Genomic DNA, 25,920 nt, shown 5'->3' on the forward strand with positions numbered 1-25,920 from the left:
GCCGGCGGCCCCGAGGGGGACGCTAGGCCGTCGCCGCCAGACCGCGCAGGGCCCGGGCCGCGGGGGAGCCGGGATCGGCCGTGATCAGGACGACCTCCTGGTCGTCCTCGGGGACGAGCAGGACATCGCAGTTCAGCCGCAGCCGGCCCGCCGCCGGATGGTCGATGGCCTTGGTGCGGTGCCCCGGGGCGTGGACGGGCCGGGTCTCCCAGAGCCGGCCGAACTCCTCGCTGCCGGCGCGCAGTTCGGCCAGCAGGGCGGCGAGCCCGGCATCGTGCGGATAGCGGTCGGCGGCCCGGCGCAGCCGCGCCACCGCGATGCGCCCGAACTCCTCGGCCCCGGAGTTCTCGTATCCGCGCCCCGCGCCGAGGAAGCGGCGCCGGGCCAGATTCGTCGTCCCCCGTCCGAGGCCACCGCCCAGCAGGGCCTGGGCCAGCGGGTTCCAGGCGACGACCCCGTAGGCCGCGTCGGTGACGATCGCACCGGTCTCCGGCAGGCGGCGCAGCATCCGGTCCACGTGCGGGCGCACCCGCCGTACGGCGCCCGTTGCGGGCGGCGGCGCGCTCGTCCCGGCCAGCCGGAAGAGATGACCGCGCTCGGCCGCTGTCAGCCGCAGCGCCCGGGCCAGCGCGTCCAGGACGCGGGGCGAGGGCCGGGGGCCGCGGGCCTGTTCGAGCCGTACGTAGTAGTCGACGGACATGTGCGCCAGGCCGGCCACCTCCTCGCGGCGCAGGCCCGGGGTGCGGCGCGGGGGGTCCGCGGGGAGGCCGAGTTCCCGCGGGCACAGGGCCGCGCGGCGCTCCCGCAGGAAGCGGGCCAGTTCGTGCCGCGCCATACCGCCTCGCCTCCGTCCGCCGCCTGGTACAGGTGGTCCCTGGCACGCGGGCCGGCGCCGGAGGACCGTGGGTGTCATGAACGATCGCACAGCACTGGTCACCGGTGCCAACAAGGGAATCGGCAAGGAGACCGCCCGCCTGCTCGCCGCGGAGGGATTCGATGTGTACGTCGGCTCCCGCGACGCCGGGCGCGGCCGGGCGGCCGTCGAGGAGATCGGCTCCGGCGCGCGGCTCCTGGTCCTCGACGTGACGGACCCGGACAGCATCGCCGCGGCCACGGAGCAGGTGGAACGGCTCGACGTCCTGGTCAACAACGCGGGCATCTCGCCCTCGCTCGCCCCGGCCGCCGAGACCGGCACGGACGAGTTCCGGCGCACCTACGAGACCAATGTGTTCGGGGTCGCCGCGGTCACCAACGCCTTCCTGCCCGCCCTGCGCCGCTCCCCGCACCCCCGAATCGTCAACATCTCCAGCGGTACCGGGTCGCTGACCTGGAGCACGCGCCCGAACCCCCAGTTCGCCCCCGGCGGCGGCGCGGCCGCGTACCGGTCCTCGAAGGCCGCGCTCAACGCCCTGACCGTCCTGTACGCCCAGGCCCTGGCCGAGGACGGTGTCAAGGTCAACGCGCTCGCCCCCGGACTGCGGGCCACCGACCTCAACCCCCGGGCATCGGCGGCGAGCGGCGACCCGGCGGAGGCCGCCGAGGGCGCCGTACGCCTGGCCCTGCTGCCGGACGACGGGCCGACCGGCGCGTTCTTCTCCTGGGACGGCACGCCCGTGCCCTGGTGACCCCGGCGGTCTCGTCCCGGCCGATCGGCCGCGGGTCGTCTTCGCACCCCGTGTGCTTCGGGTGCACCGCGTGGCCGGGCGCGCACCGTGGCACCCGCCGTGCGTGGCTGCCATGTTGGTCCGGTGCCCCGAAGGACCTGGCTTTCAGGGCGAGAAGCCGACGAGGAGCCGGTATGGGCACGTCCTCGGCGCCCCGGACCTCCCTCGCCTCTGTCCGCCCGGATGCCCTGGATCTCACGGACCCGCGCCCCTGCCGCGCACCCCGCGGCTCCCGGGCGGGCGGATTCGTCCGGCGGGTCGGTCCGGAGCCGGGACGCACCGCCGGGAGTCTTCGGCACGCGGCGCCGCGCTGAGCGTCGGCACGCGCCACCCGGCGGTACCCACCGCCTGCTCGCGGCACCATCCCTCATCGTCTGGCGAACGAGGAGTTTGCCATGCACCGATTCCGCTTACGCCCCGTCGAGAGCGGCGGAGCCTTCTTCACCGAGTGCCCGGCACATGTGCTGCTGGGGATCAGCCCCTGGAACGGCCGCTACAAGACGGCCTACATCGAGGAACTGGTCGGCTGGGCGTGCTCCCGCTTCCCGCGGGTGGACGTCATGATCCCGGGCTACGAGGCCGCCCACACCCTGGTGGCCGCCGGCCGTCCCCCGGCCTCGGCGGTCAAACGCGCCAAACGATCCGTCAACCAGCTCCGCAATCCCGCCGAACGCGCCCTGCGGCATGCCGGGATCGACGACCCCGCCGGCCACGTCCACGCCTGGACCCGGCTCCTGGCCAACGCGCCGTACGCCACCCGGCTGGCCGAGGCGCAGCGGGCGTACCGCCAGGACCCCGCGGTGCGTGCCGCCTGCCGGGAGGCCGCTCGCGCCACCCTCGTCCACGCCGGCTGCGCGAACCCCAGCGACGCGGCTCTGGACACGGCGGTCAGTTATCCGCTCGCGGAGCTGCCGCTCACCCTGCACTCGCCGGCGATCTTCGGTGTGCCGTCCTCCCTGTTCCTGTACCACCGGGACATGGAGTTGCTGCGCCCCTTCCTCACCGGCACCGCCCAGGCCCTGCGCCCCGGTGCCGGCCAGGGGTACGCCATCGTGGAACCGATCGGAGCCGAACGATGACCGCCACGACTCCCACGCCGCCCCAAGAGCCCGCGCTGCCACTGAGCTATCCCTTCCCGCTCGGCGAGAACGGTCAGCTGCCGCCGCTGATCCGATGGGCCCAGGCGAACCAGCCGGTGTGCCCGGTCGCCATGCCCAGCGGCGCCCGGATGTGGATGCTGACCCGCAAGGACGACATCGCCCGCATCTTCGCGGACCCGCGCTTCAGCCGGAAACTCGACGACCCGGCCACGCCCCGGATCGCCGGCCAGGACATCACCACGGTCGGCCGGGGCCTGTTCAGCCTCGACCCGCCCGACCACACCCGGGTCAAGTCGGTGGTGTCCGGCTTCTTCACCCGGCGCGCCGTCGGCCGGTACGAGACCCTCGTCAGGTCGCACGCGGCCGAACTGCTGGACGCCATGGACGACGGCCCCAACCCCTGCGACCTGGTGGCCGGCTACACCTCGCTGCTCCAGATGCTGGTCATGCGCGAGGTCCTGGGCGTGCCGGAGGAGCTGTGGGAGGACCACCGCCGCGTCTTTCCCTCGGCCTCCAGCATCACCGCCGGGCCGCAGGAGACGGCGACGGAGACGGAGGAGATCAAGGCGTTCACCGCCCGCGTGATCGCCGCCCGCCGCCGGCTCCCCGAGCGCGAAGACCCGCTGGGTGCCCTGCTGCGCGCCGCCGCCGAGGGCACGATCAGCGAGGAGGAGATGTTCGGCACCGCCTTCCTCCTCTTTTTCACCGGCTCCGACGGCATCATCGCGCCCACCACCACCGGCGCCATGATCCTCATGCTCAACCCCTCGCAGCTGCGGCCCGTGCTGGACGACCCCGGCCTGTGGCCCAAGGCGGCGGAGGAGGTACTGCGGTACTTCCACAACGGCGTGCTGGGTTTCCCGGTCGTCGCGCGCGAGGACGTCGAACTGCACGGCGTGACCATCGCCGCCGGGGATGCCGTCGTCGCCTCCATGCAGGCCGCCACCTGGGACCCCCGGCACGTGAACAACCCGGAGAAGTTCAACGTGCGCCGCCGCGAGGACGCCGCCGCCACCTTCGGCGCCGGCCCCCACTACTGCCTCGGCGCCCAGCTCGCACGGCTCTACCTGGCCACCGCCCTGCGCGCCCTCTTCGAGCGGCACCCCAGTCTCCGGCTGGCCGTCGCCGAGCAGGACATCCCCTGGCGCAACGACATCATGTTCGTCCGCCCCGTCGCCCTGCCCGTCACCTGGAGCGAAGGAACACCCGCGTGAACCGCTCTCCCGACTCCTTCGACGACCTCGCCGAGGCGTACGACCGCAGCGCCGACGAGCTCGCCTTCCGCCGCGACATCGAAATCCCCTCCCTGCTCGAAGCCCTCGGGAACCTGGAGGGGCGGCGCGTGCTGGACCTCGGCTGCGGCCCTGGCCTGCACAGCCGGCTGCTCGCCGGGGCCGGTGCGAAGGTCACCGGCACCGATGCCGCACCCGGCATGATCGCCCTGGCCCGCCGCCGGGAGGCCGAGAACCCGCTCGGCATCGACTACCACCTTCAGGACGCCGGCACCACCGAACCGCCCGGCCGTGACTACGACACCGTGCTCGCCGTCTACGTCCTGCCCTACGCACCGACACCGCAGGTGCTCACCGCGATGTGCCGCACCGCCCGCACGGCCCTGTCCCGGCACGGCGGACGACTCGTCGCCGCCGCGCTCAACCCCGATTTCGCCACCGCGCCCGGCTACTACCGCCCCCACGGCTTCGAGATCACGGCCCACCGCCCCGACGACCCGGCCCGGACTCCCGTCACCGACCCCCGGGACGGTGACGGCATCGCCCTGCGCACCTGGATGGGCGACTTCGTCTTCGATGTCGCGGCCCACTACTGGAGCCGCGCCACCCACGAGGCGGCCCTGCACACCGCCGGCTTCACCGACCCCACCTGGACCGTCCCCACCGCCGGACCGGGAGCCGACCGCACCGCCCTGGCCGGCTACCTGACCGTCCCGCACGCCATCATCCTCACCGCTCACACGCCACCCGCCTGACCGTACCGGCAGGCGAGCGACCGGGCCGCCCGCGGCGCATCGCGGGCGGCCCGGTCGCCAGAGGAGGCCACGGCCCGGAGCGGCACCGCCGGGGTCACGGCGGCCACGGCCACGGGGGCGAGGCACCCGGCCCCCGAGAGCGCGTACCGCACCGGGCCCAGACCGTGTCCGTTCGGTGGACTCATCGGCTGGTCGGACGCGCCTGTCCGATCGGCTCGCCCCGGCGGGATCTCCCCGGCGGGCCGGGCTCGTCCGGACCGCTCACCAGCGGCTCGTCAAGCGGCCGTCGACGGCACCCGGGAGAAGATCTTCGCCGGGAACCTAGGCGAGATGCCGGTCCAGTGCCCCGGCCGCCCGCCCGAAGGCGCGGCCCACCCCCGGTGCGGCCAGCCGGCAGCCGAGGCGGAACGCGGCGGTGCCGTCGAGCGCGAAGACCACCCGGACGCGGGTGCCGGTGCCGGCCGGGGTCAGCCGCCATTCCTCGACCCAGGCGCGGGCGCCGGGGGTGTTGGTCACATCGACGCGGTACGTGTACAGCTCGGGCTTCTCCGCGGCCAGGACGGTCTCCCTGAAGCGGATGCCGCCGCGCAGCCGGACATCGCGCCCGCCGTCCGTCGGCCGGGCGGAGGCCACGGCCGAGAACCACCGCGGCATGCTCGCCACGTCCTCGGCGAGGGCCCGGTAGACGAGATCCGGCGCGGCGCGCAGGTCCCGGCCGAACACCAGCCGTACGGGCGCGCGCTCGACGAAGTCCGGGCCGACCGGACGCAGGCGCTGGACCATGACGGCAACCTCCTCGTGAAGTCCCGTACGGCGATGGTCCGTTGACCCTATTCCGTACGGGCGGGCCGTGCCGACAGCGTAGTTGACGCCGTGTCAGTTGTCCTCGGTGGCGTCACCGGGTTCCGCGGCCATGTCGTCGCCGTCCGGTTCCTCGTCGTCCCCGGCCGTGTCCTCGAGGTCCCCGGCCGTGTCCTCGAGGTCCGGCTCCCCGGCCACGATCAGCCGCCGCAGCCGCTCGGCGACCTCGGCGCGCGCCTCCTGCGGCAGCCCCGCGTCGGTCACCAGAGTGTCGACCTGGCCCAGCGTGGCGAACGAACTCAGGCCCACCGTGCCCCACTTGGTGTGGTCGGCGACCACCACCACCCGTCGCGCCGAGTGCACCAGCCGGCGGTTGGTCTCGGCCTCCGCCAGGTTCGGCGTGGACAGGCCCGCCTCGACCGATATGCCGTGCACCCCGAGGAAGAGCAGATCGAAGTGGAGCGCGGCGATCGCCTGGTCCGCCACCGGGCCCACCAGCGAGTCGGACGGGGTGCGCACCCCGCCGGTCAGCACCACCGTGGCCGCGCCCGGCCGCTGCCCCGAGGTGCGCTGCGCCGCGTGGAAGACGTCCGCGACCCGCACCGAGTTCGTCACCACGGTCAGGTCCGGCACCTCCAGCAGGTGCTGCGCGAGCGCGTAGGTCGTCGTACCGCCGGACAGGGCGATCGCGGTGCCCGGGGTGACCAGGGCGGCGGCGGCCCGCGCGATGTCCTCCTTGGCCGACAGCTCCAGACCCGACTTGGCCTCGAAGCCCGGCTCATGGGTGCTCGCCTCGACCACCGGGACCGCGCCGCCGTGCACCTTCTCCAGCATGCCCTGCCGGGCCAGCGCGTCCAGGTCGCGGCGCACGGTCATGTCCGACACGCCCAGCCTGCGGGTCAGTTCGTTGACCCGGGCACCGCCGCGGCGCCGGACCTCGTCCAGGATCAGGGCGCGGCGCTGCTCCGCGAGGAGGTGCTGATTCTCGCTCACGTACGCTCCGGTCCTTTCGCCGCCAAACCGTTCGACACACCCGGCGCACCTGCCTTGCGAGCAGTGCGTTCGTCCGTCCGGAGGCGCGCGGGCCTCCCATCTTTTCACGGGACGGCACGGGGTGCGCCACCGCCCGGTGCCGCGCGCGGGCGCGGGGACGGGCGGCCCGGGGCATGATCGCGGCCCCACCGATCGGGGAGATTCTGTGACGAGCGGTGTACACCCTGCCGGAACCGGACATCCTGATGCGCACACGGACACTGGCCGTACGGCGTCACGGGGGAAGTGTGGAACGCGCTCAGGAACGCCCCGGCGGAGCGGAGGCCGCGGGCCGCGCGCCCGAGCCGGCCGATCTCGAACTACTGGTGCACGGGGTCGGCGGTACGACGCCGGAGGAGATGCTGGGCGACGCGCGCACCGTGCGGGTCACCGGGGACGACACGGCGGCCGTCTTCCGCCGCGCCGAGGACGTCTCGCCGGCCGGGGCGGCCTCCCGGGGCGGGCCGGTGCGGGAGGCGTACGTCTGGTGCAACCTCACCTCCGGCGACGCGAGCCGCGCCCTGTGGCTGTTGCTGCTGCCGTTCATGGTGGTCAACCTCGCCCACTGGATGCGCCCCGCCGCCCCGGCCCGGCCGCGTGCCGTCCGCCTCTACGGCCTGCTGGTACGGCTTGCCGCCCTCACCCTCACGGTGCTGCTGGTGGCCGCCGCGTGCGAGGTGGCCCTCGATCTGGTGGCCTGGCAGTGCGCCGGCGTACGCGCCTGCGCCCAGCGCCATTTCTGGCTGGCCTTCCTCACCCCGGACGCGGCCGAGGGACCCGGCGTACGCCGGTGGGCGGAGCTGCTCGGCACGTCCGGCGGCTGGTGGGCCCAGCCGGGCCGGCGGCTCGCGCTCGCCGCGTCGGCGCCGGGCGGCCTGATCCTCCTGCTCTGGTATCTGTCGCACCGCACCTGGAGCGCGTACGAGTCCCACCGGCCCCTGGTCCAGGGCCCGGATGCGGCGCCGGACCCCGGCGGCAGTGCCCTGGCGCGGCCCGGTTTCTGGTACGGGCGCCGGCTGGTGGCCCGGCTGCGCGCCGCCCACACGGCGGCCGGGCTGCTGACGGTCGCCGCCGCCCTGGCCACGCCCGCGGTCCGCTTCGACCACCGGCCCGGCGGGCCCGGGGTGCTGCACGTCCTCGGCTGGCTGCTGACCGCCTGCCTGCTGGCCGGGGCGGGCACGACGGTGGCCGCGGTCTGCCGCCGGGGCCGCGACGAACACCGCGTCGACCAGCGGCTCGATCGGCATCTGGGGCGCCGGCTCCCGCTCGGCGCGCTCGCCCTGCTCCTCCTCGCCGCGCTCTACACCGGCTGGTCCCGCCCCGGCTGGCACTCCGCGGGCCGCCTGCCCGGAGACCCGGCGTTCGGCGGGCTGATGCTGGCGCAGGGGGCGCTGGTGGTGGCGCTCGGGGTGGTGGCGTGGGCGATGTACCGCAACGGGCTGAAGCCCCCGCCGGCCGACACGGAGACCGACTCCGACTCCGGCCCGGTCACCGGCTCCGGTCCCCACCCCGCCCCCCTCTCCACCCCCGCCGCCCACGGGCTCGGTGGTCCCGCCACCGCGTTGCTCGCCTGCGGGCTGGGCGGGGTGATGTCCGGCGGGGTGGCCCAGCGGATGGCCGACTGGCTGGACGGGACCGGTGCCGTCATTTCCGGGCCGCCGGTGTCGCTGACCTGGCAGGCGTCCATGATCCCGCCGCTGCTCGCGGTCCTGCTGGGGCTCGCCGTCCGGCTCGCCGCCGGTACCGCGCGGCTCGCCCGTGCCGAACGCGACCGCGTACGCCGGGAGCACCCGGGGGAGCCCGAGGACCCCGCCCGGACCCGTGCCATCGCCCACACCCGGGCCATGGCCGCCCTCACCGACCGCGCCCCGCTCGTCCTCACCGTGCTCTCCGCCACCGCCCTGGTGCTCGGCGGCGGGGCGCTGGCCGGAACCCTGGCCGGCGGAAGGACACCGGACGGCGCGGCAAGCGGCGCGGTGGCCGCCGTACAGCTCGCCGCCCGGATCTCACAGGGGCTGGGCTCATGGCTGGTCGGGCTCGGCTTCCTGCTGTTCGTCACCTGGGGGCGGCGCGCCTACAAGGACCGCGGCGCCCGGCGCACCGTCGGCATCCTGTGGGACGTCGGCACCTTCTGGCCACGCGCCGCGCACCCCTTCGCGCCCCCGTGCTACGCCGAACGCGCGGTGCCCGACCTGACCTGGCGGATGGCGACCTGGACCGGGTCGACCGGGGGCCGGCTGGTGCTCTCCGGACACTCCCAGGGCAGCGTGCTCGCCGCCGCGGCGGCCTGGCAGCTGACGCCGGCCACCCGGGCACGGATCGCGCTGCTGACGTACGGCTCACCGCTGGAGCGGTTGTACGGCCGCTGGTTCCCCGCCCATTTCGGGCCCGCCGCGCTCGCCGGGCTGCACCGGGACGTGGCGTGCTGGAACAACCTCTACCGCCGTACCGACCCGATCGGCGGCCCGGTGCGCCTGCCCTGCGACGGCGGACCGCCCGTCGACCGGCCCCCGTTGCGGGACCCCCTCGCCTACGGCCGCACCCCCGAGCATCCGCTCCCGGCCCCGATTCTCGGCCACTCCGGCTACCAGGCCGACCCGGCCTTCGCCCGGGCACGGGCGGACCTGCTGACCCGGCTGCGCACCGAACTCCCGGCCCCACGAGGGGAGTCGGCGACCTGACGCCGCCCGGCCCCCGCCCGGAGACCCGGAGCCCCGGAGACCGGGCTCAGGGCTGTTCCGGCAGGTCCTCCGGATACAGCAGGGTCAGATCGTCGGTGGTCGGGTCGGGGATCTGGGCGACGCGGCTCGCGTGCCGCTCGACCATGGCCTCGAAGGTCTGGCGGGCGGTGCGGCCGTTGCCGAAGGCGGGGCCCTTGGGGAGGGTGGTGAAGTAGGTGACCAGGGCCTCGGCGGTGCCCGGCGCGAGGCTGTACTCGTGCTCGTCGGCCTGCTGCTCCACGATCCGCAGCAGCTCCTGCGGGCCGTAGTCGCCGAAGGTGATGGTGCGGGAGAAGCGGGACGCCACACCGGGGTTGACCGAGAGGAAGCGCTCCATCTCCGCCGTGTACCCGGCGACGATCACCACCACCGCGTCCCGCTGGTCCTCCATCAGCTTCACCAGCGTGTCGATGGCCTCCTTGCCGAAGTCCCGCCCGGCGTCCTGCGGTGACAGCGCGTACGCCTCGTCGATGAACAGCACCCCGCCGTGCGCCCGCTGGAACGCCTCCTGGGTGCGGATCGCGGTGGAGCCGATGTGCTCGCCGACCAGGTCGACCCGGGACACCTCGACCAGATGGCCCTTGTCCAGCACCCCGAGGGAGGCGAGGATCTCGCCGTAGAGCCGGGCGACCGTCGTCTTGCCGGTGCCGGGGGAACCGGTGAAGACCAGATGCCGCTTGACGGACGCGGCCTTCAGGCCCGCCCGCTGCCGGCGCCGGCCCACCTCGATCATGTCGGTCAGCGCCCGCACCTCGCGCTTGACGCTCTCCAGGCCCACCAGCGCGTCGAGTTCACCGAGCACGTCCTTCGACGTACGCGGCGGCTCCACCGGCTCCGCCGCGGTGACCGACGGTTCCTGATCGATGCCGCGCTGCCCGGGGATCGAGCCGAGCAGCCCGGGGGAGTGCGACACCGACTGCACGGCCGTCTCCCGCGTCGCCGGAGGCCGCAGGCCGCCGCTCTCGTCGCTGGTGCAGTCCTCCACCACCGGGCCCGAACCCGAACCGGCGTCCGGGCCGCCCTCGGCGAACTCGTAACCCCCGCGCGCACAGCGCTCGGTGCGGCATCTGCGCAGCGTGGTGCGGCAGCCGTCGATCACATGGAAGCCGTAGCCGCCGCTCCCGGTGACCCGGCAGTTCAGGAAGCTGCCCCGGCCGCCCGCGGAGACGTAGAAACCGGCCTCGGCGGGGGAGTCGACGGTGCAGCGCTCGATGGTCGGGTCGGCGCCCTTGGTGACGATCACACCGGTCTGGGTGCCGTCCACGGTGCAGTTGTCGAGCGTGCCGCCGCTGCCGTGGTCCCGGAACCAGGCGCCGGTCGCCGCGTCCCGGATCCGGCAGTCGTCCAGCTGCGCGGTCGCCCCGTCGCTCACCGACACGGCCGTGTTGCGCACCTGGGACAGATCGCTGTCCACCACGTCCACGCGCGAACCGCGGTCCAGCACGAACAGCGCGTCCGGCACGTCGTGCACCCGGCAGGAGTCCAGCACCGCGGTGGCGCCGTCGCTCACCCACACCGCCGGGTAGTCACCGGTGCTGTCGAAGATCTCGCACTGGTTGGCGTCCACCCGGGTGCCCGGGTCCCACACCGACAGCCCGTTGCGCCCGAACTGCCGGACCGTCGTCCGGGTCAGCGTGAGCACCGAACGCGAGCGCAGATCGACCGCGTTCTCCGGGATGTCGTGGATCCGGCAGTCCGCCAGGGTGAGCACCGCGTCCGTGTCCAGCGTGACGCCGTCGGCGGTGGTGCGGTGCACATCGCAGTCGGTCAGCTGCGCGGTGGCCCGCTGGGTGACCTGCACCCCGGAGCCGCGGACCTCGTAGATCTCGCAACCGACCGCCTCCAGCGCGGAGTTCTCCCCGGTCACGGTGAACCCGGTGCCCGAGGTGTGGTGCACCCGGCAGCGGTCCAGGCGCGGATGGCCGCCGCCGCGGACCGCCACGCCCGCCTGCCCGGCCGCCACGATCTCGCACTCCTCGAACACCCCGCTGCCGCCGTCGAGCACGGCGATGCCGATACCGGCCGGGTTGTCCACGGTGAGCCGGCGCACGGTCGGCCGGGCCGCGCCGCGCACCTCCACGCCGACGGCCGAGCGGGTCACGATCCGCACGTCCATCAGCTCGGGCGTGCCCTCCTCGACCAGCAGCGCGGGGGCCGCCGCGTCCTGGCCCTCCACATGCAGGTCGTGCACCACGGCCGAGGCCCGCACGGTCAGCGGCACCCCGTCCACCGGCGCGATCCGCACCGATCCGGGCGAGCCGTCCGGCCCGCGCAGCGTCACCGCCCGCTGGATCACCAGGTTCTCCCGGTAGGTACCGGGGGCGATGGTGAGGACGTCGCCGTCGGCGGCGGCCTCCAGGGCGGCGGCGAGCGAGGGGTACTCACCCGTGCGGCGCCGCCACCGCGAGGTGCCGGTGTGCGTCACCTGGACCGTGCCCTGTGCCATGGCGTTGCTCTGCCCCCACCTCGTCGTACTGATGGCCGACGCCCCGTCCGGCGGCGCCGCCGGGTCCGTGCGCGTGTCCGGCCCTGGGCCCGCCCGTCCGTGTCCCCGCCTGCCTGCGCGTCCCTGACGTGCGCCCGCCCGCGGGTTGTCGCCGAAAGCGCTTCGGCCGGTCCACCGTAGCGCGTGCGCCCGGGGTGGGTTGACCACAGCCTGCCCCCGGTCAGCTGCCGGTGCCCGCCTTGCCCCAGTCCGGGCCCGCCCGGTCCCATGCCTGCTCCCAGCGTGCGTACCGGCGGCGGACCAGGCGCCAGACGGTGAGCCGCCGGGCGGTCTCGACCAGGCCCGCGGCCAGCAGGGCGGCGCCGAATCCGGCGAGGACGGCGTGGGCCGCCGCCGTGACGGAGTCCAGCGGGCGGGTCGTTATTCGGCCCCGGGGATCCGTCCAGAGCCCGAAGTGGTCGCCGGGGTGAGGGGACTTGAGGTCGGCGAGGGCCGGGCCGCGGTGGGCGGTGCCGTCCGGGGCGGACCAGTCGGCGACGACGCGGCTGCGGGTCTCGCGCGCGCCGGCGGAGTCGGGATCGCTCTCGGAGGCCCGGCCCAGCGGCCGTACCACGGTGGCCGTGACCAGGTGGTGGGTGTGCTGCTCCAGCCGCGCCGCACGCTGGAGCGAGTCCTCGGCGACGAAGCCGACCAGGGCGCCGGTCAGGGGCGCCACCACGGTGATCAGCACCAGCGCCACGAGGGCCACCCACGCCTCGGCCAGATCGGTCGCGCGGCACAGCGGATTGCGTCTCCAGCGCCACAGACCCGTGACTGCCCGCATCTCCCCACCCCCCACGTCCCCCGCGGCCGGTCGCGGCCGCGACGTCTCACGTATTTCTCATGTCACCCCAACGACCGGGGACATCTCCAGGGTTCCCCGATCCGGCGGTCTACCGATCTCCGGTCGCCCTCTTTCCGTTCCCGCCCCGCTCCAGCACGCGTACCGGGTCGCCGACCCGGACGGTCCCGTGGGTGAGCGGCACGAGGTTCTGCCCGAAGATGAGACCGCCGTCGAATCTGCGGTGCCGGGCCAGGGTGTGCAGCGGTTCGCGGCCGCGCGCGGCGGTGTCCTGGTCGGTGGTGGTCACCACGCAGCGGGCGCAGGTGCGGGCCACCCGGAAGACCACCTCGCCGAGGGAGACGCGCGCCCACGCGTCCTCCTCCCATGCCTCGGTGCCGTCGACCACGACGCTGGGCCGGAACCGGTTCATGGGCAGCGGCCCCTCGGCGGCGTGACGGCCCTCGGCTATCAGGGAGTTGAGGGCGTCGAGCGAGGCCGACGCGGTGACGAGCAGGGGATAGCCGTCGGCGAAGCTGACCGTCTCGCCCGGCAGCGCGTAGTCCGGGTCGACGGGGCGGCGGGTGGCCGGGTCGTCCAGATGCACCAGGCGCACGTCCTGGCCGAGATAGGCGCCGCACCAGGCATGCGCCGCCGGCGCGGCGGGCACCGCCTCCACCTTCTGCCCGAAGATGCTCACCGGCACGGTGTCCGAGGGCTCCGGCACCTCGACGGTCACCGCCGCCCGCCCGGCCGCCGACAGACGCAGACCGCCGCCGGCCAGAGGCTCGGCGGCGGCCAGGGCGAGACGCGGCTGCTCCCGCTGGGTGACGACCTTCCCCCCGGCGTCGATCAGCGCCCAGCGGCGGTCTCCGGCCAGTCCCCAGGGCTCCACCGCGGCCGCGTCGACCGCCAGGCCCCGGAACGCCTTGACCGGGTAGAGATGGATCGACTGCACTTCGGCGATGTCCATGCCGCCATCGTGCCAGGTGCCACCGACAGCGGGGTGGCTTCGATCAGTAACCCCGCTGCTGAGGGTGGTTGTACGGGTCCTGGTACGGCGCCTGCACGGGCCGTGGCGCGGCCGGGCGCATCGCCTCGTAGCCGGTGCCGGGCTGCATCGGGCGCTGCTGCTGGGCCTGCGGGCCGGGGTAGCCGCGCGGGGCGCTCGCCTGCTGCGGGATGTACGCCGTGGGCGCCTGCTGGAACGGCGCGGGCTGTTGCTGCTGCGGGTAGCCGTAGCCCGGAGCCGGGTGCTGCGGGGAGGGCGCGGCCGGGAGGGCGGGGAGGGCCGACGGCAGGGCGGGCAGGTTGCTGCCCATGTCGTAGGCGGCGGGGACCCGGATCGGGGCGATCTGCGGGGTTCCCCGCTCGGCCACGAGGGAGTCGTAGATCGGAGTGTCCCGGAAGGAGGCGGAGTAATAGCCGCCGCCATAGGTGGAGCGGGGGGAGGTCATGGCACATAAGTTAAGCCCACGATGTGCTGGTTGGGGAGACCGATAAGAGGGTTGTTTTCCGTGTCGGCGGTGACCGGGGATACTCAATCAGAGCGAACTTGTCGAAAAAGGGCAGCGGTTCACGTATAGATCATGTAAGGAACGGACTTCTCGGCCGGGTTACCGGCGGTCGACCGGCGATCTTCCTGCGTCTTTGCCCGTGCGGCCCAGGGGAGTTCGGCGGGGCCGGGCGCAGGTTGGGCATGCGGGGATGATCCGGACGTCCGCGGACACCGCGGGCGGCGAGGCGAGGGGAGCGAGGGGGTCGACATGTCAATGCCGAAGGGGTCGAACACACCGGTTCCGGCCACCGTGCTGCGGGTCGAACTGGGCCGGCGCCAGGGGCCCGGAGTGCCCGGCGCGGACGCCTCCGCGCTGCTGCTCGCCGCCGGGAAGGTCCGCTCGGACGCGGACTTCGTCTTCTGCGACCAGCCCGCCCACCCCTCGGGCGCGGTGCGTCACGAGGGCAAGCGGACCGAGGGGGCGCTCGCCGTCGACACCCTGGCCGTCGACCTCGCCCGCGTGGAGGGCGCGGTCGAGCGGATCGTCCTCGCCGCGTCGGCGGACGGCGGCACGTTCGGGCAGGTCCCGGACCTGTACATCGAGGTGACCGACCCCGCGACCGGCCAGGTCGTGGCCCGCTTCGACAGCCCGGGCGCGAGCGTGGAGACCGCGTTCCTGCTGGGCGAGTTCTACCGCCGCCAGGGCGGCTGGAAGTTCCGCGCCGTCGGCCAGGGCTACGACAGCGGACTCGACGGCCTCGCCGCGGAGTTCGGCATCACCGTGGACGCGCCGCGGCACGTACCGCCCCCGCTTCCGCCCACACCGGCCGACGTTCCGCCGCCCGCGCCGACGCCCCCGGCGGACGTACCCCCGCCCGCGCGGGTGTCCCTCGCCGCCGCCCCGCCCCCGCCCGCCTGGGCCCGCGTGACCGACGCGCCGCCCCCGCCGCCCACCGCACCCCCGGTCCGCCTCGCGAAAGTCACCCTCACCAAGGCCGCCCCCTCCGTCTCGCTGGCGAAGCAGGGCGGTACCTCGGGCGTCCTGCGGGTGAACCTCAACTGGCGGACGCGCACACAGCTTTCGGGCTGGGGCGCGCGCTGGGGCGGCGGGTCCGGGGACCTCGACCTCGACCTGTGCGCCCTGTACGAACTCGCGGACGGCCGCAAGGGCGTCGTCCAGGCGCTCGGCAACGCCTTCGGAGCGCTGCACCGGCCGCCGTACATCCATCTCGACGGCGACGACCGCACCGGCGCGGTGGCGAGCGGCGAGAACCTCACCGTCGACCTCGACCACCTGGCGGACCTGCGCCGCGTCCTCGTCTTCGTCACCGTCTACGAGGGTGCGTCGTCCTTCGCCGGACTGCACGCCACCGTCACCCTCCAGCCGCAGTACGGCGCCCCCGTCGACTTCTCCCTCGACGAGTGCACGGTCCCCTCCACGGTGTGCGCGCTCGCCCTGATCACCAACACGGGCGGCGATCTCCTGGTCCGGCGCGAGGCCCGCTACCTCGTTCCGGAGCGCGGGGTGAGCCCGCAGCGGACCATAGACCGCGCCTACGGCTGGGGCATGAACTGGACGCCCGGCCGCAAGTGACTCAGCCCTCGTCGGGCACCGCGCCGGGACGGGCGTACGTACGGCCCTTCCAGGCGGCCCCGCGGCCCCGGTAGTGCTGCACGGCCGAGTCCACCGTCATCAGCAGGTACAGGAACGCGGTGTACGGCAGCAGCGGAGCGAGCCACAGCGGCTGCCGGTAGTACCGCAGCATCGGCGTATAGGTGCCCGCCATCACCGCCCACGCCAGCGCGCCGACGACGGCCACCGGCGCGCTGCCCGCCGCCGCGCCCGCGACCACGGCCGCCGGCGGCACCAGGTACACCAGCGCGAGCCCGGCCACCGTGCCGAGCAGCAGCGGGGGGCTGTGCCGCAGCTGGGCGTAGGCGCTGCGCGAGACCATCCGCCACAGGTCGCCCAGCCGCGGGTAGGGCCGCACGCTGTCCACCCGGTCGGCGAGGCCCAGCCAGACCCGGCCGCCCGCGCCCTTGACCGCGCGGGCGAGGGCGACGTCGTCGATGACCGCGTGCCGGATGGCGTCCGGGATCCGCGCCTTCTCCGCCATGCCGGCGCGCAGCAGGACGCAGCCGCCCGCCGCGGCCGCCGTGCGCGCACGCTCGCGGCCGATCCACCGGAAGGGGTACAGCTGCGCGAAGAAGTAGACGAACGCCGGGACCACCAGCCGCTCCCACCGGCTCTCCACCCGCAGCCGCGCCATCTGCGAGACCACGTCGAAGCCGCCGCCGTGGGCCGCCGCGACCAGTTCGCGCAGGCTGTCCGGGGCGTGCGCGATGTCCGCGTCCGTCAGCAGCAGGTACTCCGGCTCGCGCGCGCGGGCCAGCGCGATGCCGTGCCGCACCGCCCACAGCTTGCCCGTCCAGCCCGCGGGCGGCTCGCCCGGCGAACCCACCGTGAGCGGCAGCCCGCCGTGCCGTTCCGACAGCGCGCGGGCCAGCTCCCCGGTGCCGTCCGCGCTGCCGTCGTCCACCAGGAAGACCTCGGCCCGCCCCGGATAGTCCTGCGCGAGCAGCGAGGGCAGGCTCGCGGGCAGGACGGCGGCCTCGTCGCGGGCCGGTACGACCACGCAGACCGACGGCCACGCGTCCGGTTCCCGGCGCCGCGGCAACCGGACGTCCGTGCGCCAGAAGAACCCCTGAAACAGCAGCAGCCAGCACCAGGCGGCCAGCGAGACGGCGGTGATCCACAGGAAGGCGCTCACGGGCGCAGTCTGCACCACCCGGGCCGTTCACATGAGCGGATCGTCTATCGTGGCCGGGTGAAGATCGCGCTCATGGACTCCGGAATCGGTCTGCTCGCGGCCACGGCCGCGGTGCGGCGGCTGCGGCCCGACGCGGATCTCGTTCTCTCCCTGGACCCCGACGGCATGCCCTGGGGACCACGCACCCCGCAGGACCTCACCCGGCGCGCGCTGGCCGTCGCCGAGGCCGCCGCGGCCCGCCGGCCCGAGGCGCTGATCGTCGGCTGCAACACGGCCACCGTGCACGCCCTGCCCGCGCTGCGCGCCCGCCTGGAGCCCGGCATCCCGGTGATCGGCACCGTCCCGGCGATCAAGCCGGCCGCGGCCGGCGGCGGGCCCTTCGCGATCTGGGCGACCCCCGCCACCACCGGCAGCGCCTACCAGCGCGGACTCATCGCGGACTTCGCCGACGGCGTGCCGGTGACCGAGGTGCCCTGCTGGGGTCTCGCCGAAGCCGTCGAACACGCGGACGAGGCGGCGATCGAGGCGGCCGTCGCCGCGGCGGCCGCGCTGACGCCGGACGAGGTGACGACCGTCGTCCTGGGCTGCACCCACTACGAGCTGGTCGCCGAGCGCATCCGCGCCGCCGTGCAGCGCCCCGGCGCGGCCCCGCTGGTCCTGCACGGCTCGGCCGGCGCGGTGGCCGCGCAGGCGCTGCGCCGACTGGGCGAACTTCCCGCCTCCCAGGCGCCCGCCGAGGGCGGCCTCACGGTGCTGCTCAGCGGCCGCGAGGGCGAGCTGCCCGCGGCGGCGCTGCACTACGCCGAGGGACGGCTGCTGCCCGCGGTGGGACCGTTCGCCGACCGCCGCTGACCTCGCCGCCCGCGCGCCGTCCGGGGCCGCACGGGGGCGGGCGCGCGCCGGGAGACCGCGGCGGACGCGGGCCGGCAGGCGGTACCCGCGCGGGGAATCCTGAGTAATCTCGTAGTCATGAGGGACCAGCCCCGTACCGAGGACGATCTCACCCCCGAGATCTGGACCGGACGCGCCACCAACCGGGTGCAGTGGCTGCTGGCGCTGGCCGGGGCGGCCTGCCTGGCCCTGGGGATCAAGCTCGCCGTGGACTCCGCGTGGACGTCCGGGATCACCGCGCTGACGATGTCCGTGGTCGGCTGCATCGCGGCCGGACTGCTGGTCATCTTCGGCACGCTCGCCTTCGTGCACGTCGACCTCCGACTCGACCGGGAGTGCGTCGAGGTGCGCTGCGGCCACATCGGACTGCCGCGCCGGCGCATCCCGCTCTCCCATGTGGCGGGCGCCGACTTCACCGCGCTGGTGACGCCTCGGCAATGGGGCGGCTGGGGCTACCGCTGGCGCCCCGAGAAGGGCACCGCGGTCGTCGTACGCCGGGGCGAGGGCATCGTGCTCAGCCTCTGGGACGGACACACCTTCACCGTCACCGTGGACGACGCGGAATCGGCGGTCCGCGTGATCAGGGCACGGCTGCGCTCGATCACCCCGGGGACGGCCGCATAGCGGAGCCGGGGGACGGCCGCAGGGCGGATCCGGGTGGCGACCCCCCAGCGGATCCGGGGGACGACCGCATGGCGGAGCCCGGGGCGGCGCCGATAGCTTTCCCTCCATGACCGATCCCGGACCCGCCGCCTGGCCGCCCGCCCCGATCAGGACCGAGCGGCTCGTGCTGCGCGAACCGGAGGCCCGGGACCGGGCGGCGTTCATCGACCTGTCCGCCTCGCCCGAGGTGGGCACCTACGTCGGCGGCGCCCGACCCCGTGCGGAACTCGAACGCGTGGTGCCCGAGGTCCCCGGGCGGCGGCCCGGCCTCTTCGCGGTCGAGCTCGACGGGGCCATGATCGGCTTCATCCAGCTGCTCGACCGGCGCGCCCCCGAGCGCCCGGGCCACATCCGCCCGGAGGGCGGGGAGGCGGAGCTCGGCTACCTGTTCCTGCCGCACGCCTGGGGCCACGGGTACGCGGCCGAGGCGTGCGCGGCGGCGCTCGACTGGTTCGCGGACGCGCTGCCCGGCGAGCCCGTGGTGCTCACCACCCAGACCGCCAACGCCCGCTCCATGCGCCTCGCGGCGCGGCTGGGGTTCACCGAGGCGGAGCGGTTCGAGGAGTACGGCGCCGAGCAGTGGTTCGGCGTGTGGTCCCCGGCCGCCGCACAGCCGGGTTGAGGCGCTGAGCGGCCGCCCACCGCGGCTGTCGGCGCCGAGGTCAGCGGCCGTACACTCACCCGGGTGACCGTCACCGCAACTTCCGTGGACCAGCCGGACCGGCTCCGGACGTCCCCCGCGCCCGGCGCATGGCGTCGCCGGCTCCAGCGCCTGGTCCCGGCCCTCGCCTCCGCCCTGTGCGGAGTGCTGCTCTACGTCAGCTTCCCGCCGCGCCCCCTGTGGTGGCTGGCGCTGCCCGCGTTCGCCGGATTCGGCTGGGTGCTGCGCGGTCGCGGCTGGAAGGCGGCCCTCGGGCTCGGCTACCTCTTCGGCCTCGGTTTCCTGCTGCCCCTGCTGGTGTGGACCGGCGTGGAGGTCGGCTACCTGCCCTGGGTTGCCCTGGTCGCGGTGGAGGCCGTGTTCGTCGCCCTGGTCGGCGTCGGCGTCGCCGCCGTGTCCCGGCTGCCCGCCTGGCCGGTGTGGGCCGCGGCGGTCTGGATCACCGGCGAGGCCGTACGGGCGCGGATGCCCTTCGGGGGCTTCCCCTGGGGGAAGATCGCGTTCGGGCAGGCGGACGGGATCTTCCTGCCGCTCGCCGCGGTCGGCGGCACCCCCGTGCTGGGCTTCGCGGTCGTGCTGTGCGGCTTCGGTCTGTACGAGGCGGGACGGCTGCTCGCCGAACGGCGCCGCTCGCGCACCGTGCGCCGGGCCGCGGCCGCCGCCGCGCTGCTCAGCGTGGCCGTGCCGGTGGCCGGCGCGTTCGCCGCGCGCGGCCTGGTCAGCGACAAGGCCGAGGACGGCACCAGGACGGTCGCCGTGATCCAGGGCAATGTGCCGCGCGAGGGCCTGGAATTCAGCGCCCAGCGCCGCGCCGTGCTGGACCGCCATGTGAAGGAGACCCTCAAGCTCGCCGCCGACGTCAGGGCGGGCAAGGTCCCGAAGCCCGACCTCGTGCTCTGGCCGGAGAACTCCTCCGACCTCGACCCCTACCACGACCCCGACGCCGCCGCCGTCATCGACGAGGCGTCACAGGCCATCGGGGTGCCCATCTCGGTCGGCGCCGTCGTGGACAAAGACGGCAAGCAGCTCAACGAGCAGATCCTGTGGGACCCGGCCAAGGGCCCGACGCAGACGTACGACAAACGGCAGATCCAGCCGTTCGGCGAGTACATGCCGCTGCGCGGGTTCGTCGGGGCCATCAACAAGGACTGGACCACGATGCTCCGCCAGGACTTCAGCCGGGGCACGAAGCCGGGTGTGTTCGACATGGACGGCGCCAAGGTCGGGCTCGCCACCTGCTACGAGGCCGCCTTCGACTGGGACGTGCGGGACACCGTCACGCACGGCGCCGAGATGATCTCCGTGCCGAGCAACAACGCGACCTTCGACCGCAGCGAGATGACCTACCAGCAGCTCGCCATGTCCCGCATCCGCGCCGTCGAGCACAGCCGCACCGTCACCGTCCCGGTGACCAGCGGGGTCAGTGCGATCATCATGCCGGACGGGAAGATCACCCAGAAGACCGGCATGTTCGTGCCCGCCTACCTGGAGCAGAAGGTGCCGCTGCGCACCTCCACCATGCCCGCGACCGACCTCGGCATCCTGCCCGAGATGGCGCTCGTGCTCGTCGCCGCGGGCGGCATCGGCTGGGCCATCGGCTCGGGACTGCGCGCGCGGCGCGCCGGCGCCGCGTAGGCGTCGAGGCGCCGTGTCCGACCGTCCTTCGTACGCGGCGGCCGTGCCCGCCGGGGACCGGCGGGGGTGCGGGGGACCGGCCGGTTAGGGTCGGTCCCATGGCTACTCCTGACTTCATCCGCACCCTGCGTGCCTCGGCCGGCCACCAGCTGCTCTGGCTGCCCGGGGTCACGGCGATCGTCTTCGACGACGAGGGCAGGGTGCTGCTCGGACGGCGCGCCGACACCCGGGAATGGTCGGTGATCGGCGGCATCGCCGAGCCGGGCGAGCAGCCCGCGGACTGCGCGGTGCGGGAGGTCTTCGAGGAGACGGCCGTACGGTGCTCGCCCGAACGGGTCGTCCTGGTCCAGGCGCTCCAGCCGGTCACGTACGGCAACGGGGACGTCTGCCAGTACATGGACATCACCTTCCGCTGCCGGGCGGTGGGCGGCGAGGCCCGGGTCAACGACGACGAGTCGCTGGACGTCGACTGGTTCGCGGTGGACGCGCTGCCCGAACTGGACGAGTTCGCGCTCTCCCGGATCAAGCGGGCGCTGGCCGAGGAGCCCACCTGGTTCGAGCCGGCGGGGCTCGGCTGAGACGGAGACGGCGGCGGCCGGGGGCCTTCGTTAGGGTCGGGCCATGACCTCCGCCAGCCAGCCCCTCGCCCTTGATCTCGCCGGCCGCACCGCCCTCGTCACCGGAGCCGCGAGCGGAATCGGCCGCGCCTGCGCGCTGCGCCTGGCGGCGGCCGGGGCCCGGGTGAGAGCCGTCGACCGGGACGGGACGGGGCTCGCCGCGCTCGCCGAACAGGCGCGGGACACCCCGGACCTCGCGGGCAGCGTCGTGCCGCACGTCCTCGACCTCACCGACCTGGACGCGGCCGAGGCGGCGGCCGCCGGCACCGATGTGCTGGTCAACAACGCGGGGCTGCAACTGGTGCGCCCCATCGAGGAGTTCCCGCCGGACGTGTTCCACACGGTGCTGACCGTGATGCTGGAGGCGCCCTTCCGCCTGGTGCGCGGCGCCCTGCCGCACATGTACGGGCAGGGCTGGGGCCGGATCGTCAACGTGTCCTCGGTGCACGGGCTGCGCGCCTCCGCGTTCAAGTCCGCGTACGTCGCCGCCAAGCACGGTCTGGAGGGCCTGTCCAAGACGGCCGCCCTGGAGGGCGCCGCACACGGTGTCACCTCCAACTGCGTGAACCCCGCCTACGTCCGCACCCCCCTGGTGGAGAAGCAGATCGCCGACCAGGCGGCGGCCCACGGCATCCCCGAGGAGCGGGTGCTGACCGAGGTGCTGCTCAAGGACAGCGCGCTGCGGCGCCTGATCGAACCGGGAGAGGTCGCCGAGGCGGTGGCCTACCTGTGCAGCCCCCAGGCGTCCTTCGTCACCGGTACGTCCCTGGTCCTGGACGGCGGCTGGACGGCCCACTGAGCAGGTTCACGCACCGGTCAGCTCACGCCCCGTGACCACCTCGGAGTCGATCCGCACGAGCACGTCGTCGCGGACCGGCATCCAGGAGTCCGGCCCGTCGGGGAGCTCATGGCCGTCGGTGCCGGGCACCAGCACGGCGCGGCCGGTCACCACCACGCTCCAGCCGGAGCGGGTCGCCGCGTCGAACTCGTCCGCCTCGAAGGCGACCACGGCACCGTCGATGGCGCGCACGAGGTCCGAGCCCGCCGAGGTGCGCAGCAGCACGGCGGAGTCCGCGTCGAGGCAGAAGTTGACCGGGAGGACCGCGGGGAGGGCCTGCCTGGTGTACACGACCCGGCCGACCGGCACCCCGGCCAGCAGGCGCAGGCAGGTCTCCCGGTCGAGCGCGCGAAAGCCGTCGTTCTGGAGCACCAGCCCATCGTCCCCGCGCGGCCCCGGCCGGGATAGGGCCGGTCGGCCCTTGTCCGTGCCGACCGGGGCCGCGCGGTCATGGCTCAGACCAGCGCGGCCCGCAGCACCCCGAACGCGCCGCGCGGATCCGCCAGGGCGTGGTGGATGCCGGGGATCTCACGGTCGACGCCGAACAGCTCGTACACCGCGTGCATCGCGCCGCGCACCGAGTACTCGACGGTGAAGACGACGTCCTCCGGGACCTCGGTGTACTGGCCGAGGAAGGCGAAGTTCGCCGATCCGCGCGGCACCACGAGCGGCCGGTCGCCGGCCGTGCGCGGCGCGAACTGGCTGGTGATGTACGGCATCATGACCGGGATCACGGTCGTGGTCGCCGCCACGCTCTCCTCGATGCCGGACATGCCGAGGTGGCCGAGGAGTTCGGTCAGGATCTCCCGGCCGGTGCACGCGGCCATCGGCTTGCCGGTGACGTCGCCGGGCCGGTCCGGGAAGAGGCCGTAGCCCCACAGCGTGTACACGTCCTCGGGCTGGTCCGCGAAGTGCGGGGCGTGCGGGACGACCACGGACATCAGCCAGCCGGAGTCCGTGAAGGTCATCAGCGCGCCGGTACCGGGCAGGTTGCCCGACAGCTCCTCGATGCGGTGCAGCAGCAGCGGGGAGCGCAGGGTGAGCGTGAAGGACTCCCACTTCGCCTCGTCCACGTCGCCGTTGAACACCGCGGGCCGGCCGAAGTCGTCCGCCTTGGCCGCGAGGGTCTCCCACAGCCGCCAGCCGCCGTCGCGCTTGTCCCGCACCAGCTCGGGCGCCCGGTCGTCGTCGCCGTACGCGGCGTCGGCGGTCATCGAGCCGAGGGTGAGGAACGCGTACTCGTCGGGGCCCAGTTCACAGGTCTCCGGCACGCCCGCGCGCTCCAGGTGGAGGCGCCGCAGCCGTCGTGCGCCCTGCTCGTCGGTGGCGAAGTCGGCGTCCGTGACCCGCACCCCGTGCTCGAAGCGCACCCCGCGCGCCTCCAGCCAGGCCCGCACCGGGCGGATGACCGAGTCGTACTGGTTGAGCCTGGTGCGGCGCACCCCGGACAGGGTGTGCAGGCGCGGGAACTCCTGGAGGAAGCGCAGGAAGTAGCGGCGCAGTTCGATGGCGCTGTGCCAGTTCTGGAAGGCGAACGTGGTGCGCCACATCGTCCAGAAGTGCGTGCCGAAGAAGTGCGGGGAGAAGAAGTCCTCGATACGGCGGGCGCCGATCTCCCGCTCGGGCAGCATCAGCAGCCGCAGAAGTTCGCGGCGGTCATGGGTGTCGAGGCCGTAGTCGGCGGCGTCCAGGACGCGCGCGCCCGCGCCGATCAGCCGGGCCTTGGCCTCGGTGGGCCACTTCTCGTTGAAGTCGATGATCTCCTGGCGCACCGAGACCGTCTCGTCGTCCAGGGTCGGGATCGTCTCCAGCAGGTCCCACAGGCAGGTGTACGCCTCCTCCTCCAGCATCCGCCCGCCGCGGGTGACGTAGCCGGCGGGCTCCCCGCCGCCGTCCATGGAGCCGCCGGCCACCGGCAGCTCCTCCAGGACCCGGATGTTCCCGCCGGGGAGATCGGCGTCGCGGACCAGGAAGACCGCCGCCGCGAGCGAGGCGATGCCCCCGCCGACGAGATGGACCCGGGACTGCCGCGGAGCGTCTGCCATGACGTTCCTCCGTTCTGTGCGCCCCGGCGGACCGGGACGGCTCTGTGCGCCCGGCGGACCGGGACGGCCGAAAGTGGTACGGCGTCCAGCCAACCCCCCCGGGCGCCCATCGCGGCAGGGCCGTACGTCCCCGGTCCGGGGGGCCTGTGGGTGCCCAAGTGGGGACCGGTCGCCGTACGGCCCGCACCCCGGTGACCAGCAGGATCGGTGGCGCATCAGCACCGGAGCCCGTCGGGGCGCACAAGGAGCACAGACATGTCCACCACCACACGCGGCGGGGAGGAACCCGCTCCACCGGCCGCCCTCGGGCTGCCCGCCGCCACCGCCCTGGTGATCGGCAGCATCATCGGCACCGGGGTCTTCGCGCTCCCCTCCGCACTCGCCCCCTACGGGCCGATCGCCCTGGTGGCCTTCGGTGTCGTCACCCTGGGCGCGCTCGCGCTGGCGCTGACCTTCGGCTCGCTGTCCGGGCGCGTCCCGGGCAGCGGCGGTCCCTACGTCTACGCGCGGGAGGCGTTCGGCGAGTTCGCCGGGTTCCTCAACGCGTGGTCGTACTGGATCACCGCCTGGGCCGGGAACGCCGCGATCGCGGTGGCCTGGGTCGGCTATGTCGAGGTGTTCGTCAACACCGAGCACCGCACCGGGGTTTCGCTGCTGATCGCGCTCACCGGACTGTGGGTACCGGCCGCGGTCAACCTCACCGGGATGCGCAACACCGGCGCCTTCCAAGTCGTCACCACGGTACTGAAGTTCGTGCCGCTGGTCTTCATGGCCACCGTGGGGCTGCTGTTCGTCAAGGCGGACAACTTCGGTGCGTTCAAAGCCAGTCACCAGTCCGCGCCGGGCGCGATCTCGGCCGCCGCGGCCATCGCCCTGTTCAGCTACCTCGGTCTCGAGGCCGCCTCGGTCGTCGCCGGGCGGGTGCGCGATCCGGGGCGCAACGTCCCGCGCGCCACCGTGTACGGCACCCTCGCCTGCGCCGTCATCTACATCCTCGGCACCCTCGCGGTGCTCGGCACCGTCCCGCACGGCCGGCTCGGCTCCTCCACCGCGCCGTTCAGCGACGCGGCGGACAACATCTTCGGCGGCGGCTGGGCCGGCGACGCCGTCGCGGTGGCCGCCATCGTCTCCGGCATCGGCGCGCTGAACGGCTGGACCATGCTGTGCGCCGAGATGCCGTACGCCGCCGCCCGCGACGGACTCTTCCCGGGTGCCTTCGCCCGGCTGCGCGGAAAGAACGGCGTACCGGTCTTCGGGATCGTCGCCTCGACCGTACTGGCCTCGCTGATCACGGTGTTCAGCTACACCCGCTTCCAGGACGTCTTCACCAGGATCGTCCTGCTCAGCGTGCTCACCGCGGTCATCCCGTACCTCTTCTCCGCCGCCGCCCAGCTGTACTGGCTGCTGGTGCGCGGCCGGGCGAGCCTGCGGCCCGGACGGTTCGCCCGGGACACCGTCGTCGCCGCGCTCGCGATGGCCTTCTCCTACTGGTCGATCCAGGGCAGCGGCTACCAGACCGTGTACTACGGGCTGTTCGTGGTCCTGCTCGGACTGCCGGTCTACATCTGGCTGGGGCGCGACCGCGGCGAGTACGGCGCGTCGGGCCCGGCCCCGGCCGCGACGGCCGAGGTGCGCGCCCCCGAGACACCCCCGGCCGCCCGTGCCGCCCGGCGCCCCTGACCGGGCGCGCGCACCGCCTCAACCCCCTGCGCCACGACCACCGACCCACGG

The 25,920-nt window shown here is 74.3% G+C and carries 23 protein-coding genes; 13 read left to right on the forward strand and 10 right to left on the reverse strand.

Translation table 11 applies throughout. The annotated features are described in order from the left end of the window. Positions 1 to 22: 22 nt before the first annotated feature. Positions 23 to 835: a helix-turn-helix transcriptional regulator gene (locus tag GHR20_RS31825; RefSeq protein ID WP_153815133.1), complete on the reverse strand. Its 813-nt coding sequence runs from the start codon at positions 833 to 835 to the stop codon at positions 23 to 25. A gap of 76 nt (positions 836 to 911) precedes the next feature. On the opposite strand from GHR20_RS31825, the gene GHR20_RS31830 reads away from it, so the two are divergent. From GHR20_RS31830 to GHR20_RS31845, 4 genes are all read left to right on the forward strand, one after another. Then, positions 912 to 1,625: an SDR family oxidoreductase gene (locus tag GHR20_RS31830; RefSeq protein ID WP_111583596.1), complete on the forward strand. Its 714-nt coding sequence runs from the start codon at positions 912 to 914 to the stop codon at positions 1,623 to 1,625. A 434-nt stretch (positions 1,626 to 2,059) separates the two neighbouring features. Next, positions 2,060 to 2,743: a tRNA-dependent cyclodipeptide synthase gene (locus GHR20_RS31835; RefSeq protein WP_111583595.1), complete on the forward strand. Its 684-nt coding sequence runs from the start codon at positions 2,060 to 2,062 to the stop codon at positions 2,741 to 2,743. Then, a complete protein-coding gene (locus GHR20_RS31840; RefSeq protein WP_153815134.1) occupies positions 2,740 to 3,978 on the forward strand; it encodes a cytochrome P450 in 1,239 nt (412 codons plus the stop codon). The genes GHR20_RS31835 and GHR20_RS31840 overlap by 4 nt, the downstream gene beginning before the upstream one ends. Continuing rightward, positions 3,975 to 4,751 (forward strand): class I SAM-dependent methyltransferase, encoded by a 777-nt coding sequence (locus GHR20_RS31845; protein ID WP_194859042.1) that lies wholly within the window; start codon positions 3,975 to 3,977, stop codon positions 4,749 to 4,751. The genes GHR20_RS31840 and GHR20_RS31845 overlap by 4 nt, the downstream gene beginning before the upstream one ends. 321 nt (positions 4,752 to 5,072) lie before the next feature. Here the strand turns inward: GHR20_RS31845 and GHR20_RS31850 are convergent, their stop codons facing one another. Both GHR20_RS31850 and GHR20_RS31855 read right to left on the reverse strand, forming a co-directional pair. Then, positions 5,073 to 5,534 (reverse strand): SRPBCC family protein, encoded by a 462-nt coding sequence (locus GHR20_RS31850; RefSeq protein WP_111583593.1) that lies wholly within the window; start codon positions 5,532 to 5,534, stop codon positions 5,073 to 5,075. A 93-nt stretch (positions 5,535 to 5,627) separates the two neighbouring features. Beyond that, a complete protein-coding gene (locus GHR20_RS31855; protein ID WP_243878185.1) occupies positions 5,628 to 6,545 on the reverse strand; it encodes a DeoR/GlpR family DNA-binding transcription regulator in 918 nt (305 codons plus the stop codon). A 287-nt stretch (positions 6,546 to 6,832) separates the two neighbouring features. On the opposite strand from GHR20_RS31855, the gene GHR20_RS36965 reads away from it, so the two are divergent. Further along, complete coding sequence (locus GHR20_RS36965; RefSeq protein WP_194859043.1) at positions 6,833 to 9,265, forward strand: hypothetical protein; 2,433 nt, start codon at positions 6,833 to 6,835, stop codon at positions 9,263 to 9,265. 46 nt (positions 9,266 to 9,311) lie between these two features. On the opposite strand, the gene GHR20_RS31865 is transcribed toward GHR20_RS36965, so the two are convergent. The 4 genes from GHR20_RS31865 to GHR20_RS31880 form a co-directional block, all read right to left on the reverse strand. After that, entirely contained in the window at positions 9,312 to 11,750 is a 2,439-nt protein-coding gene (locus GHR20_RS31865; protein WP_194859044.1) for a right-handed parallel beta-helix repeat-containing protein, read from the reverse strand. Between the two features lie 220 nt (positions 11,751 to 11,970). Next, entirely contained in the window at positions 11,971 to 12,573 is a 603-nt protein-coding gene (locus tag GHR20_RS31870; protein WP_153815135.1) for a hypothetical protein, read from the reverse strand. 109 nt (positions 12,574 to 12,682) lie between these two features. Then, positions 12,683 to 13,543, reverse strand: coding sequence for an MOSC N-terminal beta barrel domain-containing protein (locus GHR20_RS31875; RefSeq protein WP_153815136.1), 861 nt, complete (start codon positions 13,541 to 13,543; stop codon positions 12,683 to 12,685). A 43-nt stretch (positions 13,544 to 13,586) separates the two neighbouring features. Next, complete coding sequence (locus GHR20_RS31880) at positions 13,587 to 14,027, reverse strand: DUF6643 family protein (protein WP_153815137.1); 441 nt, start codon at positions 14,025 to 14,027, stop codon at positions 13,587 to 13,589. Between the two features lie 315 nt (positions 14,028 to 14,342). Between GHR20_RS31880 and GHR20_RS31885 the strand changes: the two genes are divergently transcribed. Next, on the forward strand, positions 14,343 to 15,662 hold the full coding sequence (locus tag GHR20_RS31885; RefSeq protein WP_153816215.1) for a TerD family protein: 1,320 nt from the start codon (positions 14,343 to 14,345) through the stop codon (positions 15,660 to 15,662). A 1-nt stretch (position 15,663) separates the two neighbouring features. On the opposite strand, the gene GHR20_RS31890 is transcribed toward GHR20_RS31885, so the two are convergent. Beyond that, entirely contained in the window at positions 15,664 to 16,857 is a 1,194-nt protein-coding gene (locus tag GHR20_RS31890; protein WP_153815138.1) for a glycosyltransferase, read from the reverse strand. A gap of 54 nt (positions 16,858 to 16,911) precedes the next feature. Between GHR20_RS31890 and GHR20_RS31895 the strand changes: the two genes are divergently transcribed. From GHR20_RS31895 to GHR20_RS31920, 6 genes are all read left to right on the forward strand, one after another. After that, positions 16,912 to 17,691, forward strand: coding sequence for an aspartate/glutamate racemase family protein (locus GHR20_RS31895; RefSeq protein WP_153816216.1), 780 nt, complete (start codon positions 16,912 to 16,914; stop codon positions 17,689 to 17,691). A 117-nt stretch (positions 17,692 to 17,808) separates the two neighbouring features. Beyond that, entirely contained in the window at positions 17,809 to 18,354 is a 546-nt protein-coding gene (locus GHR20_RS31900) for a hypothetical protein (RefSeq protein ID WP_153815139.1), read from the forward strand. 106 nt (positions 18,355 to 18,460) lie between these two features. After that, on the forward strand, positions 18,461 to 19,015 hold the full coding sequence (locus tag GHR20_RS31905; protein WP_148026024.1) for a GNAT family N-acetyltransferase: 555 nt from the start codon (positions 18,461 to 18,463) through the stop codon (positions 19,013 to 19,015). Positions 19,016 to 19,078: 63 nt separating this feature from the next. After that, positions 19,079 to 20,689 carry an apolipoprotein N-acyltransferase gene (gene lnt, locus GHR20_RS31910; protein ID WP_153815140.1) on the forward strand — a complete coding sequence of 537 codons (1,611 nt, stop codon included), beginning with the start codon at positions 19,079 to 19,081 and terminating at the stop codon, positions 20,687 to 20,689. Positions 20,690 to 20,787: 98 nt separating this feature from the next. Continuing rightward, positions 20,788 to 21,267, forward strand: a complete 480-nt coding sequence (locus GHR20_RS31915; protein ID WP_111583582.1) for an NUDIX domain-containing protein — start codon at positions 20,788 to 20,790, stop codon at positions 21,265 to 21,267. Positions 21,268 to 21,310: 43 nt separating this feature from the next. After that, positions 21,311 to 22,105: a 3-hydroxybutyrate dehydrogenase gene (locus tag GHR20_RS31920; protein WP_153815141.1), complete on the forward strand. Its 795-nt coding sequence runs from the start codon at positions 21,311 to 21,313 to the stop codon at positions 22,103 to 22,105. Between the two features lie 6 nt (positions 22,106 to 22,111). Here the strand turns inward: GHR20_RS31920 and GHR20_RS31925 are convergent, their stop codons facing one another. Beyond that, positions 22,112 to 22,516 (reverse strand): pyridoxamine 5'-phosphate oxidase family protein, encoded by a 405-nt coding sequence (locus GHR20_RS31925; RefSeq protein WP_111583580.1) that lies wholly within the window; start codon positions 22,514 to 22,516, stop codon positions 22,112 to 22,114. Positions 22,517 to 22,599: 83 nt separating this feature from the next. Further along, entirely contained in the window at positions 22,600 to 24,189 is a 1,590-nt protein-coding gene (locus tag GHR20_RS31930) for an oleate hydratase (protein WP_153815142.1), read from the reverse strand. A 255-nt stretch (positions 24,190 to 24,444) separates the two neighbouring features. On the opposite strand from GHR20_RS31930, the gene GHR20_RS31935 reads away from it, so the two are divergent. Then, positions 24,445 to 25,869: an amino acid permease gene (locus GHR20_RS31935; protein WP_153815143.1), complete on the forward strand. Its 1,425-nt coding sequence runs from the start codon at positions 24,445 to 24,447 to the stop codon at positions 25,867 to 25,869. Positions 25,870 to 25,920 lie beyond the last annotated feature (51 nt).

The sequence above is a fragment of the Streptomyces sp. SUK 48 genome, assembly GCF_009650765.1.
Taxonomy (GTDB): Bacteria; Actinomycetota; Actinomycetes; order Streptomycetales; family Streptomycetaceae; genus Streptomyces.

Coding starts and splice junctions, on each gene's coding strand:
- GHR20_RS31825 (WP_153815133.1), bottom strand. CDS start 835: ATGGCGCGGCACGAACTGGCCCGCTTCCTGCGGGAGCGCCGCGCGGCC.
- GHR20_RS31830 (WP_111583596.1), top strand. CDS start 912: ATGAACGATCGCACAGCACTGGTCACCGGTGCCAACAAGGGAATCGGC.
- GHR20_RS31835 (WP_111583595.1), top strand. CDS start 2,060: ATGCACCGATTCCGCTTACGCCCCGTCGAGAGCGGCGGAGCCTTCTTC.
- GHR20_RS31840 (WP_153815134.1), top strand. CDS start 2,740: ATGACCGCCACGACTCCCACGCCGCCCCAAGAGCCCGCGCTGCCACTG.
- GHR20_RS31850 (WP_111583593.1), bottom strand. CDS start 5,534: ATGGTCCAGCGCCTGCGTCCGGTCGGCCCGGACTTCGTCGAGCGCGCG.
- GHR20_RS31865 (WP_194859044.1), bottom strand. CDS start 11,750: ATGGCACAGGGCACGGTCCAGGTGACGCACACCGGCACCTCGCGGTGG.
- GHR20_RS31870 (WP_153815135.1), bottom strand. CDS start 12,573: ATGCGGGCAGTCACGGGTCTGTGGCGCTGGAGACGCAATCCGCTGTGC.
- GHR20_RS31875 (WP_153815136.1), bottom strand. CDS start 13,543: ATGGACATCGCCGAAGTGCAGTCGATCCATCTCTACCCGGTCAAGGCG.
- GHR20_RS31880 (WP_153815137.1), bottom strand. CDS start 14,027: ATGACCTCCCCCCGCTCCACCTATGGCGGCGGCTATTACTCCGCCTCC.
- GHR20_RS31885 (WP_153816215.1), top strand. CDS start 14,343: ATGCCGAAGGGGTCGAACACACCGGTTCCGGCCACCGTGCTGCGGGTC.
- GHR20_RS31895 (WP_153816216.1), top strand. CDS start 16,912: ATGGACTCCGGAATCGGTCTGCTCGCGGCCACGGCCGCGGTGCGGCGG.
- GHR20_RS31900 (WP_153815139.1), top strand. CDS start 17,809: ATGAGGGACCAGCCCCGTACCGAGGACGATCTCACCCCCGAGATCTGG.
- GHR20_RS31905 (WP_148026024.1), top strand. CDS start 18,461: ATGACCGATCCCGGACCCGCCGCCTGGCCGCCCGCCCCGATCAGGACC.
- GHR20_RS31915 (WP_111583582.1), top strand. CDS start 20,788: ATGGCTACTCCTGACTTCATCCGCACCCTGCGTGCCTCGGCCGGCCAC.
- GHR20_RS31920 (WP_153815141.1), top strand. CDS start 21,311: ATGACCTCCGCCAGCCAGCCCCTCGCCCTTGATCTCGCCGGCCGCACC.
- GHR20_RS31930 (WP_153815142.1), bottom strand. CDS start 24,189: ATGGCAGACGCTCCGCGGCAGTCCCGGGTCCATCTCGTCGGCGGGGGC.
- GHR20_RS31935 (WP_153815143.1), top strand. CDS start 24,445: ATGTCCACCACCACACGCGGCGGGGAGGAACCCGCTCCACCGGCCGCC.